The 12,195-nt window shown below is 38.2% G+C and carries 10 protein-coding genes and 1 tRNA gene; 2 read left to right on the top strand and 9 right to left on the bottom strand.

Annotated features, from left to right (window positions below; genetic code table 11):
• From ACZLO7_RS04655 to ACZLO7_RS04625, 7 genes are all read right to left on the bottom strand, one after another.
• Positions 1–1,185 (bottom strand): phosphoglycerate kinase, encoded by a 1,185-nt coding sequence (locus ACZLO7_RS04655; protein WP_464941324.1) that lies wholly within the window; start codon positions 1,183–1,185, stop codon positions 1–3.
• 239 nt (positions 1,186–1,424) lie between these two features.
• On the bottom strand, positions 1,425–2,432 hold the full coding sequence (gap, locus tag ACZLO7_RS04650; RefSeq protein ID WP_464941325.1) for a type I glyceraldehyde-3-phosphate dehydrogenase: 1,008 nt from the start codon (positions 2,430–2,432) through the stop codon (positions 1,425–1,427).
• Between the two features lie 25 nt (positions 2,433–2,457).
• Positions 2,458–3,486 (bottom strand): sugar-binding transcriptional regulator, encoded by a 1,029-nt coding sequence (locus ACZLO7_RS04645; RefSeq protein ID WP_464941326.1) that lies wholly within the window; start codon positions 3,484–3,486, stop codon positions 2,458–2,460.
• 191 nt (positions 3,487–3,677) lie between these two features.
• Positions 3,678–3,911: a glutaredoxin family protein gene (locus tag ACZLO7_RS04640; protein ID WP_464941327.1), complete on the bottom strand. Its 234-nt coding sequence runs from the start codon at positions 3,909–3,911 to the stop codon at positions 3,678–3,680.
• 12 nt (positions 3,912–3,923) lie between these two features.
• Positions 3,924–5,198, bottom strand: coding sequence for an RNA polymerase factor sigma-54 (gene rpoN / locus ACZLO7_RS04635; RefSeq protein ID WP_464941328.1), 1,275 nt, complete (start codon positions 5,196–5,198; stop codon positions 3,924–3,926).
• A gap of 104 nt (positions 5,199–5,302) precedes the next feature.
• Positions 5,303–6,103: a TPM domain-containing protein gene (locus tag ACZLO7_RS04630; protein WP_464941329.1), complete on the bottom strand. Its 801-nt coding sequence runs from the start codon at positions 6,101–6,103 to the stop codon at positions 5,303–5,305.
• Positions 6,100–6,681, bottom strand: coding sequence for a LemA family protein (locus ACZLO7_RS04625; protein WP_464941330.1), 582 nt, complete (start codon positions 6,679–6,681; stop codon positions 6,100–6,102). Before ACZLO7_RS04625 ends, ACZLO7_RS04630 begins: the two co-directional genes overlap by 4 nt.
• Before the next feature lie 184 nt (positions 6,682–6,865).
• Between ACZLO7_RS04625 and ACZLO7_RS04620 the strand changes: the two genes are divergently transcribed.
• Positions 6,866–7,489, top strand: a complete 624-nt coding sequence (locus ACZLO7_RS04620; protein WP_464941331.1) for a spore coat protein — start codon at positions 6,866–6,868, stop codon at positions 7,487–7,489.
• 57 nt (positions 7,490–7,546) lie between these two features.
• Here the strand turns inward: ACZLO7_RS04620 and ACZLO7_RS04615 are convergent, their stop codons facing one another.
• Positions 7,547–9,088: a DHA2 family efflux MFS transporter permease subunit gene (locus ACZLO7_RS04615; protein ID WP_464941332.1), complete on the bottom strand. Its 1,542-nt coding sequence runs from the start codon at positions 9,086–9,088 to the stop codon at positions 7,547–7,549.
• Between the two features lie 170 nt (positions 9,089–9,258).
• Here ACZLO7_RS04615 and ACZLO7_RS04610 point away from each other — a divergent pair, with 170 nt between their 5' ends.
• Positions 9,259–10,167, top strand: coding sequence for a TetR/AcrR family transcriptional regulator (locus ACZLO7_RS04610; RefSeq protein ID WP_464941333.1), 909 nt, complete (start codon positions 9,259–9,261; stop codon positions 10,165–10,167).
• Positions 10,168–11,990: 1,823 nt separating this feature from the next.
• Here the strand turns inward: ACZLO7_RS04610 and ACZLO7_RS04605 are convergent.
• Positions 11,991–12,062 (bottom strand) — tRNA-Arg (locus tag ACZLO7_RS04605).
• Positions 12,063–12,195: the final 133 nt, after the last annotated feature.

Here is a 12,195-nt window from a genome sequence, read left to right as displayed (position 1 = left end):
CTATTTATCGTTTAGTGCGACAACGCCTGGTAAAGCTTTGCCTTCCATAAATTCAAGGGATGCACCGCCACCTGTTGAGATGTGGTTCATCTTATCTGCTACATGGAATTTTTCGACTGCAGCGGCTGAATCGCCTCCGCCAATGATAGTGTAGGCATCAGTTTCTGCCATTGCTTGTGCAACACCTTTTGTTCCGTTAGCAAAAGCATCCATTTCAAATACACCCATCGGTCCATTCCAAATGACTAATTTTGAGTTTTTAATAACATCTGCATATTCTGCAGTTGTTTTAGGTCCAATATCAAGCCCCATCCAATCAGAAGGAATTTGATCGATATCAACAACTTTTGTATTAGCATCTTTAGAAAAAGTATCTGCCACAATAACATCAACAGGCATATGCAATTTCACACCTTTAGCTTCTGCTTTTTCAATAAATGATTTCGCTAATTCAATTTTATCTTCCTCTAATAAAGATTGGCCAATATCGTAGCCTTGCGCTTTAGAGAATGTGTATGACAGACCGCCACCAATGATTAAGTGATCTACTTTATCTAGAAGATTTTCGATTACGCCAATCTTGTCTTTTACTTTTGCTCCACCAATAATCGCTGTGAATGGACGTTCTGGAGTCGATAAAGCTTTGCCTAGTACATCAAGCTCTTTCTCCATTAATAGACCTGAAACAGCTGGGATATATTCAGCAATGCCCGCTGTCGTTGCGTGTGCACGGTGAGCTGCTCCAAATGCATCGTTAACATAAACATCTGCTAATTTAGCAAAGCTTGCTGCAAGGTCAGCATCATTTTTTTCTTCGCCAGCATGGAAACGAACGTTTTCAAGTAATACAACATCACCGTTTTTCATGTTTGCTGCTACTTTTTCAACCGTTTCACCGATTGATTCGTCTAATTTTGTTACAGGTTGTCCTAGTAATTCAACTAGGTGTTTACCTACTGCTGTTAAACGTAACTCTTCTTTCACTTCACCTTTTGGACGTCCAAGATGACTTGCTAAAATTACTTTAGCGCCTTTTTCAACTAAGCTAGAAATTGTAGGAAGTGCTGCTCTGATACGAGTGTCGTCGGTGATTTTACCGTCTTCCATAGGTACATTAAAATCTACGCGTACAAATACGCGCTTTCCGTTTACTTCTACATCATTCATCGTCTTCTTCTGATACATGAAGAGAGCCTCCTCCAATTGTTTATATTGCTTTTTCAACCTCGCGAAATAAGCATCGTATTAATAATTTTCTATAATAAAACAGCCCTTCGACTATATATTCGAAAAGCTTGTTCCAATACTACTAGAAAGCAAGCGCTTTCTCTTTGTAGTAATAAAAGAAGGAGAAGAGTAATCCCTTCTCCTTTTACCCTAATACATTATAAACGCTCGGGTTCATAAAGGCTATGGTTTTTCTATTACAAACCTTGATCGTACATGTAAAGCGCTAAGTCGATACAACGAGCAGAATATCCTGATTCGTTGTCATACCAAGAAAGTACTTTTACTAGGTTATCTTCAAGGACCATTGTTGATAAGCTATCGATTGTTGATGATGCTTTATTACCATTATAATCAATTGAAACTAGTGGTAAATCTGTGTAATTTAAAATACCTTTTAGCTCGTTTTCTGAAGCGTCTTTTAGCACTGCATTGATTTCTTCTACTGATACCGATTTGTCTAATTCAGCAACTAGGTCTACTAAAGATACATTAGGTGTTGGTACACGTACTGCCATCCCATCTAGTTTGCCTTTTAAATTCGGTAAAACTTTTGCTACCGCTACTGCAGCACCTGTAGTTGTTGGAATCATTGATTCGCCAGCTGCACGTGCACGACGATAATCAGAATGCGGTAAGTCTAAAATACGTTGGTCATTTGTATATGAGTGAATTGTAGTCATCATGCCACGTTTAATACCAAATTTCTCATCTAAAACTTTTGCTACTGGTGCTAAACAGTTTGTAGTACAAGATGCATTTGAAACAACATCATGCTCTGCAGAATTGTATTCTTTATGATTCACACCCATAACAAATGTCGGCATATTACCTTTACCTGGTGCTGAAACAATTACCTTTTTAGCACCTGCTTCAAGGTGTTTACTTGCTAGTTCTGTTTTAACAAAATGTCCTGTAGACTCGACGACAATATCGACTCCAAGGTCTTTCCAAGGTAAAACTGCTGGATCTTTTTCAGCATAAACACGTACTCTTTTACCATTAACAATTAGATACTCGCCTTCAGAAGATACTTCTGCATCTAAAATACCGTGTACGGAATCATATTTTAACAAATGAGCCAGCATTGCTGCGTCTGTTAAATCGTTTACTGCTACTACCTCAATATTCTCATGCTGCACTGCATTTCGAAATACTAATCGTCCAATACGTCCAAATCCGTTAATCGCTAATTTTAAAGTCATGTTATATTCCTCCATTTGTTTGTAATCACTTAAGTAATAGAATCATTTCTTCTGCCGCACCTAAATCTGTTATAAGAATAGTTTGCTCAGCAGGGTTTTTAATATACGAGAGAATTGCCTTAGCTTTCGAAGTTCCTCCTGCCACCGCTAAAATGGAAGGGCATTTATGAACTTGTTCCAGCTGGATACCAACAGTACGAATTCTATGTACTGCCTTACCCGTTTCATCAAAATAATAACCAAATGCTTCACCGACTGCTCCAAAACTTTGTAGCGCTTGTAAATCTTCAGTTGATGATTTTCTGCGAACGGCCATTTCCTCTGCAGAACCGATACCATGTAAAACAATATCAGTCTGTTCATATAGATCCATCATTTCTCTCACAATAGGTTCTTTTATCATTGTAGAATAAGCATTTTCACTTAAATATTCTGGTAAATACAACGTACGATAACTACCACCTGTTTTACTAGCAAAAACGGATGCAATGGTATTTGCTTGTAGCTGCATTTCTTCACCAATGCCGCCCCTAGCTGCTATAAACTGTAGTTGTGAAAGTTTATTTGTTGGAGTCAAACTTTCAGCAATTGCACTAATTGTACTTCCTCCGGTGACAGCTACGGTTTTCTTACTATTTGCTAGATGTTCTAGCTCATTTGCAGCCTCCGCACCCATTAAAATTTTGACAGAAGGCTCAAAATCGTTATTGCCCGGAACAATGATTACTTTTTGAATATTAAAATGTCTTGTGAGTCTAGTTTCTAATGACGATATTCCTGACCATTCATGTACGAGAGACTTTAGTTTACTGAGTACATGATGCCCACTATCCGAAATACTCATACCTAAACGGCTGGTAATTATCAATCCTTGCTCATTTAATAAATCAGTTTCCTTACGTACTTCACGCTCAGTTACTGATAGTTGCTCTGCTAATACTCTACGGCCAATCGGACCCATCATCTGAATCGTTTGAAGTAGTCGATATCTGATTTGAAGGATGTCAGACATTTCGGGTAGTAATTTTAATTGCGCCTCCGATAATGTATACATATTATTGCGTCCTCCATCAGTCGTGGGTTACTTTCCGTCCCACTAGTTTCATTTTTGTCCCACTAGGGGTAAAAAAATTTATTTCCTGCATTCAGTATACAATTGCTATTCAAATTTCGCAACTAATAAGTGAACTGTAATTCATCTATTTACATTTATCTGAATATAGAAAAAGAGGGTGACTCTCCCTCTTAACCAGCTAACCCCTCTAACAAAGTCACATAATCCAGTGCACCGTATTGTATAATTTCCCCGTTCTTTTCAACGACTGGGATCATTAACATGAAGCGCTCATGCAATAAATCATCCGTTTCAATATTAATTTCTTCTATTGTAAAGGGAACATCTTCTTGTACTAGCTTTAACAGTACTATTCCTTCTTCACAAAGCCCACAACCTGGACGACTATAATATTTAATGTTCATTTATTCACCTCATTACTCAAATCTTTTTCGTTTCGTCGAAGCAAGTATGCCCAATTGCTCCCGATATTTCGCTATGACTCGTCTTGATAATACTAAACCTTGTTGATCAAGCAAACTTTTTAATGCTTGATCAGATAACGGTTTTGTCTTATCTTCAGCTTGAATTAATTGTTGTAATTGAGTTTTAACACGGTCTACAGAAATATCTTCGTCTTTTATCATCGTTGAACGCTGTGAAAAAAATCTCCGTAATGGCAAAGTGCCCAATGCAGAATGGATATATTTATCTTTGACTGTCCTACTAATCGTGGACTCATGTAATTCTAATTTTGTAGCTAATTCTGTCATTGTATAAGGAACAATAGCATCAAAACCTTTCGAAAAAAATGCTGATTGCTTTTTAACAATTTCTTGAATAACTAGGCGTAATGTTTCTTTTCTCTGCAATAATTGCTTTTCAATAATACGTACCTGTTCCTTCATTACATTAATATAAGCAAGTGATTCTTGATCCACTTGGATTTGTTTAACATACTCTTCATCTAACTCGACCGAAGGGAATGCCTCTTTTGCATATCGAATCAACAGTTTACCATTTTCCATAAAAACATCTGCTTCTGTATTTACATATTCTGTTTTTGATGTTCTTAAATAATCAATAGGAGATGGATTCAACGTACTAATTGCATCAGCTGCTTGTTGGATTTGCTTTAAAGAATATTTAGATATACGCCCTAGCTCTTGCCATCTTTTTTCAATAAATAATGTATAATAACTGGACAAAATATTACAAACAACTTCATCCATTTGCCTTTTTTCTGCTTGTAATAGTAAACAATGTGACATTGAGTAAGCGCCAATGCCAATTGGTTCACATTGTAATATGTATTGTCTCGCTTGTTTTATCGTCAGAATATCCAAATCTATCCACTCGGAATATTCTTCATCTGTACTTGTTAAGAAGCCAAAATCATCAAAGTCATTAATTAACCAAGAGATGGCTCTTTTACATTCAGGAGATAAGCTTTGATTTAGTAACTGATCCATAATAGAACTTTGAATCGAATCTGTTACTGTTGAAGCTGTCCATTCTACCCAATCTTTAGTTAGTTGATTCTTTGATGATTTTACTTTTATTTTTAAAAAGGGATTTTCCACTTGTTTTTCTTGTAGAAAAGCGTGCAGTTCTTCAGAAGAATATTGCAGTAAATCTAATGATTGCCGCATTTCTTGCGTTAGCGCTAGTTTTTGAACTTGTGTTTGCGATTGCTCTAAGCGAAATGACATTTCTTTACACCCCCACTTCAATTATAAAGTTTTTGCGATGAGCATGCCAAATGAAAACACATTAACTAAAAAACGGTTCCGTAAATTTTACGAAACCGCCTCTTCTACCATTTACGACCTGCTCCCCCACCAGCAGATGAACCTCCGCCACCATTGAATCCCCCAAAACTTCCTCCACTGGATTTACCTCGACCACCGGAATTAAAACTCCCCCAGCCTCCACCATAATCATACATACCTCTTCGGCGACCTCGTGAACCACCAGATCCGCCCCCACCTTTTGAAAATATGCTATATATGATTAAAAAGAGGATAACGAGGATGATAATCGTTAGTGGTGATAAACCATCTTCTTCAGGTTTTACAGGATTATCTACTGTCCCATCCCAGTTATATTCCTCTGCTACGATATTGTATATAAGCTTATATGCGGAACTAAAGGCAGCATTATAATTCCCAGCCTTTAAATTCGGCACCATATATTCATCTAAAATCCGACCAATTTTAGCATCAGGTAGAGCGCCTTCAAGACCTTGACCAACAGTAATATGTAAATCCCGATCGTCTTCAGCGTCACCAAAGCTCGCTAAAATAAGAACACCATTATTTTTTTCCTTACTTCCTATTCCCCATGAACGAACAATTTTCATACCGTATGTGGCGGCATCCATACCACCTAAACTATCTACGGTTAGAATATAAATCTGTGCACCAGTTGCAATCTCTAATTTTTTGGATAGCTCATTCAATTCTTCCTTTGTGTCATTTGATACAACATGTGCGAAATCCTGCACGTAACCATCCTGAACAGGCTGTGGCAAAGTTGCCGCTTGAGTCGTTGCAGAAGTTATAAAAAATAGCGTCCAAGTAAATAATACACCTAGCACCAGTTTGAATTTTTTCATTTTGAATCATTTCCGCCAAAATCTACTGGCGGAGCAACACTAGCATTAGGATTTGCTTTAAAGTATTCTCTTTTCTCAAAATTGAACATTCCCGCAATAAGATTACCAGGAAATGATCTTCTTATTTTATTATAGCCTTTTACTTCTTCATTATAATCTTCACGTGCAACAGCAATACGATTTTCCGTTCCAGATAGTTCATCCATCAACTGGCGGAAATTCGCGTCTGCTTTTAAATCAGGGTATTTCTCTACAACGACCAATAATCGATTCAGCGCTCCTGTTAATTCATCATTTGCGATAGCCTTATCTTGCGGTGTATTTGCTCCAGCTAATTTTGATCGTGAGTCAGCGATGCTCGTCATAATCTCTTTCTCATGATTTGCATAGCCCTTTACAGTATTCACTAAATTAGGTATTAAATCTAAACGTCTTTGTAATTGATTTTCAATTTGAGCAAACTTCGAATCAACTTGCTCATCTGCATTTACTAAATTGTTGTAGCGTGGCACAATCATCATCGCTAAAACACCAATAATTACAGCTATTATTATTAATGGTGTGACCAACTTTTTCAAATGAATAACCTCCTCATTTTTATCATTCTTTTTTAAATCATTCTTACCTTACTTCCTTATGAAAAAACATACGACTTATTATACGCTCCAAACATTTGGATGTTTCATTTTCATCGTATAATGTTTTGCATTAAATCCATACTACTGTTGCGGAAACGCTATTTTATTAAGGAGGCCAAATCAATTGACTAATAACCAATTTGGACAAACACCACAACAGGGTAATATGTATCAACCACAATCTGCGATGATGAATCATGGTGGCCATGAAGTTTTAGATATGAAAGAAACATTATCTGAATCTGTTGCTATGCTTAATCAAGCTGTGATTTTGCGTCAACACGTACAAGACCCTGAATTACTCGATATTTTGGACCGTCAGTACAATTTCAGCTTAGATGAGTACAACATTACAGTTGAATCATTTAGAACAGGACGTGACCCATCACATCCTACAGGAAGTTATCAGATGAAACTTAGCCATGATTTCATCTATGGTCTAGAACCATCTCAACCCAAAAAACCAATGACCAATGCTTCTGAGCTAAATGACGAAATGATTTCAGGTTACTTACTCGGTGGCCATAAACAGCTTGCCGCATGTAAAGCAATGACTGCCGTCGAAGTAACTAACCCAGTCGTAAGACGTGTGCTAGCAGACTCCATACCGAACTGCATCGAAATGGCTTACGAATTATCCCTTTATCAAAACAAACATAAGTATTATCAAGTGCCACAATTAGATGGTAAGGATATGCAGGCATTGTTAGACGCCTTTGCCCCCGCTCCAAACTCCCGTTTACAATAACAAAAACGCCTAATCATGACCCCACATCATGATTAGGCGTTTTCTTTTTTCAATTATTTAAGCTTTAATTTCTTCATTTTGGTCTTGCGTGTTTTCTGTTGGTTTCATTGAATTCCCACTAACCGGAACACGTTTAACAAATAACGCTAAGATAAAAGCGACGATTGTAACACCCATCGCTACTAAGAATGAGAAGTTAATACCATCAATCAACGCTTGTTCACCAATTTGCGCTTTCATTTGAGCAATCTCTGTAGCACTTGGTACTTTACCAGATTGCGCAGCTGAAGCCATTTTTTCTTTCATTTCTAAACCAAGTTCTTTTGCACGAGTTGCTGTATGTTTAGTCATAATTGTGATTAATACAGCTGAACCAATCGCACCAGAAACTTGTTGTAAGGTATTATTCGTGGCAGTACCATGCGGATTCATCTTCATTGGTAATTGGTTTAAACCATTTGTCATAATTGGCATCATAACCATCGACATACCAAACATACGAATTGTGTATGCAAACATTAAGTAACCATAACTTGTATCAGCAGTTAACTTTGTTAACTCATATGTCGCAAGAGTCGTAATTGTTAATCCAGTAAGAGCTAATGCTTTAGGACCGAATTTATCAAATAGTTTACCTGTAATTGGTGACATAATCCCCATCACAACTGCACCTGGTAACATTAGTAATCCAGCATCTAATGGTGAGATACCACGAACTGATTGAACATAAATAGGTGTAATAATCATTCCCGAGAACATTGCCATTGAAACGGCAATTGAAATCGCTGAAGATAGCGCAAACATCGGGTGCTTGTAGATTCTAACATCTAGCAATGGTTGTTCTAAGCGTAGCTGTCTAATAACAAATGCACAAACACCTAAGACACCGACAATAATTGTGCCGTAGACGATTGGACTATCCCAACCTTTGTCTCCAGCTGAACTGAAGCCATAAAGTAATGAACCAAATCCAATTGTAGACAAGATTAAAGATAAGACATCTAGATTTACTTTTCTTGTCTCCATAACATTCCCTAACTTAAAGATCGCTAGTAATAATACAAAAATTGCGAAAGGCAAGATGATTTCAAATAACATACGCCAGTCATAGTGCTCTACAATCCAGCCTGATAATGTTGGTCCGATAGCTGGAGCAGAAATCATTACTAGACCAAAGATCCCCATAACAGATCCACGTTTTTCAATTGGAAAACTTGTTAACATGACATTCATTAATAATGGTCCTAATACAGCTGCACCTGCTGCTTGAATCATACGAGCTGCAATAAGTACCCAGAATTCAGGAGCTAAGATAGCTAATGCTGTACCTATAGAAAATAAAGTCATTGATGTAATAAATAAATGACGGTTTTTAAATCGAGTGATAAAGAAAGCACTTGCTGGAACTAAAATCCCACCGACAAGCATATAACCTGTTGATAACCATTGAACTTTAGAAGGCCCTACTTCAAACTCCTTCATGATCGTTGGTAATGCCACATTTAATAATGTGTTGTTAAGAAAAGAAACAAAAGCACCTATAAACAAGATTACTATCATTGCGTAAGGTGGCTTTTTCTGTAATTCGTTACTATTCATATTTTATCCACTCTACTTTCATTATATTTCGTATATAGAAGTTTACTTGATTTATTTTATACTCACGGTACAAATTTTTCAAGAAAAAAATATTATCATTTTATAAACATTGATATTAAAGCGTTTTCAAGTTAGAATGATAGTACACTAATTGAAAAACAGGTGAATTTATGAACAATCGTAAACGTCAAGTTATCGTTGCCTCTCAAAAGCTTTTCGTCGAAAAAGGTTTTCAAAATACATCCATTCAAGACATTCTAGATGAATCGCATATTTCTAAAGGTACTTTCTATAATTATTTTGCTTCAAAAAACGAATGTTTAATCGCTATATTAGCTAAAGGCCGCGAGGAAGCAGATGTTCGCAAACACGAAATGCTTATAGGACAGGACCCAAAAGATAAAGACCTATTAGCTAAACAAATAGCTGTATTGATGCAAGTGAACCGTGATCAAAATTTAATCCCTATTTTTGAATCGATTTTCCACTCTGGTGACCCTGAACTCAAAAAAGTCATGATGAGGTTCCATTTGAATGAGTTAAATTGGCTTTCAATGCGTATTGTTGATGTTTATGGCGAAGCATCAAAGCCACACTGTTATGATGCTGCCATTCTAACATTCGGGATGATTCAACACATGGTACATCTTTGGAAGATAACGCGTGAAGATGCAATAGACACAGTACAAGTAGTAAAATACGCTATCAATCAACTAGACGCCATTTTACCTGCTCAAATCGAAAAGGGTGAAAATTTCCTTGGATGCGATTTAGCAAAGTACTTACATCAAAATTTCAAACATAAATTTGTAACGAAAGAATATTTAACCGAACAGCTAGGTGGATTTTCAAAAGGTCTTATTGAAGATGATTTACAAGCTGGTAAAGAATATACAACTTGCCTAATAAAAGCGTTACAAGAAGAAAACATCCCATTTTATATCATCGAAGCAATAGTATTGCCCTTTAACAGTAGTTTTAAAGGCACTATACATGCTGCAGAAGCTCAAGAAATCGCTAATCTGTTATGGCTATTTATACGCCAGAACAACAGCTTAGACACATTAAACAGTAATTAGCTGGACACAAAAAGCCGCTTTTCAATATAAAAGCGACTCAGTTTGTCGACGAAAGGCATTCAGAATGCTCACATCCTGAATGTCTTTTGTTATTTTTTATACTACGGTTATTATAATCCTCTTTTTGTGTGGTTAACTTGTATTCCATTTCTTATTTCTACAAGTATGATTGGCGAGTGTCTTTATATTCACAGCAACAAAAGTAAGCACCGTATGCATAGAAACTATTTTAAAACCATTAAGGTTGTCCACCGCATTTTCAGTAATATTACATGTGTAGTTGATTGGAGCGAAGGTGGCGACTCCTGCGGGGAAAGCGGGACAGTCCAAGACCCTGCAGGAGCATAGCGACGAAGCGGCTTGACGCCCGACCGCGGAAAGCGTCCACCGTAACGGAAATCAACGGGCTTATTTGTTTATATTACATGTGGAGTTGATTGGAGCGGAGGTGGCGACTCCTGCGGGAAAAGTGGGACAGTCCAAGACCCTGCAGGAGCGCAGCGACGAAGCGGCTTGGCGCCCACCCGCGGAAAGCGCCCATCGTAGCGGAAATCAACGGGCTTATTAAAAAGAAAAAGACCGTTGATAAATTCGGATTTCTTCGAGTTTGTCTACAGTCTGAAAAGATCTCGTCATTTTTTTCATCGCATCAAAAGATTTCGTTTTGTTACATGTATAGTTGATTGGAGCGGAGGTGGCGACTCCTGCGGAAAAAGCGGGACAGTCCAAGACCCTGCAGGAGCATAGCGACGAAGCGGCTTGGCACCCGCCCGCGGAAAGCGCCCACCGTAGCGGAAATCAACGGTCTTATCTATTTTTCAAAAGAAAAAAGACCGTGATAAATTCGAATTTCTTCGAGTTTGTTTACAGTCTAAAAGGAGCTCGCCATCATTTTTAATCGCCTTAAAAGATTATTCTAATTACATGTGCAGTTGATTGGAGCTGAGGTGGCGACTCCTGCGGGAAAAGTGGGACAGTCCAAGACCCTGCAGGAGCGCAGCGACGAAGCGACTTGGCGCCCGCCCGCGGAAAGCGTCCACCGTAGCGGAAATCAACAGTCTTATCTATTTTCCAAAAGGAAAAATACCGTTGATAAATTCGAATTTCTTCGCTTTGTCTACAGTCTGAAAGAATCTCGCTATCAATTTCCATCCTCCGGGAAAAGCAGGACAGTCCAAGACCCTGCAGGAGCATAGCGACGAAGCGGCTTGGCTCCCGCCCGCGGAAAGCGTCCACCGTAGCGGAAATCAACGGTCTCATCTATTTTTCAAAAGAAAAGAACCGTAGCTAAATTTGAATTTCTTCGACTTTATCTACAGTCTAAAAGGGTCTCGCCATCATTTTTCATCGCCTCAAAGATTATTCTTATTACATGTGGAGTTGATTGGAGCGGAGGTGGCGACTCCTGCGGGAAAAGTGGGACAGTCCAAGACCCTGCAGGAGCGCAGCGACGAAGCGACTTGGCGCCCACCCGCGGAAAGCGCCCACCGTAGCGGAAATCAACGGGCTTATTTGTTTATATTAAATGTGTAGTTGATTGGAGAGAAGGTGGCGACTCCTGCGGGAAAAGCGGGAAGTCCAAGACCCTGCAGGAGCGCAGCGACGAAGCGGCTTGGCGCCCGCCCGCGGAAAGCGTCCACCGTAGCGGAAATCAACGGGCTCATCTATTTATATATATTTTAAAATAAGAAAGCGACTTTTTTTATATAACAGTTTATTATTCTATTGATTTGGGCATATTATCATTAATGGAGCCCATCATACAAAAACATCTATGTCGCTATTTAAATAACGACATAGATGTTAAAAGTGCATTTTATTTACGCCCTCGGAGGGAATCGAACCCCCAGCCTAAGAACCGGAATCTTATATGTTATCCATTACACTACGAGGGCAATTCATCAACTGCGACTTTACTATTATACAAAGGAAACTAAAACAATTCAACCATTGGAATATTGGATTCGAATTATTTGACCTTCCTTGACCATAATGTGTATGATAAAGAGACAATAGAAGCAAATTGCT

The sequence above is a fragment of the Viridibacillus sp. d25.2 genome (assembly GCF_055456015.2).
The sequence above is the reverse complement of the archived record's forward strand: the minus strand, read 5'-3'. Positions and strand labels throughout refer to the sequence as shown.

Bases quoted from the DNA above. Each gene is read 5' to 3' on its own strand.
- ACZLO7_RS04640 (WP_464941327.1), bottom strand. From the start codon at position 3,911: ATGAACATTAAATATTATAGTCGTCCAGGTTGTGGGCTTTGTGAAGAA.
- ACZLO7_RS04615 (WP_464941332.1), bottom strand. From the start codon at position 9,088: ATGAATAGTAACGAATTACAGAAAAAGCCACCTTACGCAATGATAGTA.
- gap (WP_464941325.1), bottom strand. From the start codon at position 2,432: ATGACTTTAAAATTAGCGATTAACGGATTTGGACGTATTGGACGATTA.
- rpoN (WP_464941328.1), bottom strand. From the start codon at position 5,198: ATGTCATTTCGCTTAGAGCAATCGCAAACACAAGTTCAAAAACTAGCG.
- ACZLO7_RS04610 (WP_464941333.1), top strand. From the start codon at position 9,259: ATGAACAATCGTAAACGTCAAGTTATCGTTGCCTCTCAAAAGCTTTTC.
- ACZLO7_RS04645 (WP_464941326.1), bottom strand. From the start codon at position 3,486: ATGTATACATTATCGGAGGCGCAATTAAAATTACTACCCGAAATGTCT.
- ACZLO7_RS04630 (WP_464941329.1), bottom strand. From the start codon at position 6,103: ATGAAAAAATTCAAACTGGTGCTAGGTGTATTATTTACTTGGACGCTA.
- ACZLO7_RS04655 (WP_464941324.1), bottom strand. From the start codon at position 1,185: ATGTATCAGAAGAAGACGATGAATGATGTAGAAGTAAACGGAAAGCGC.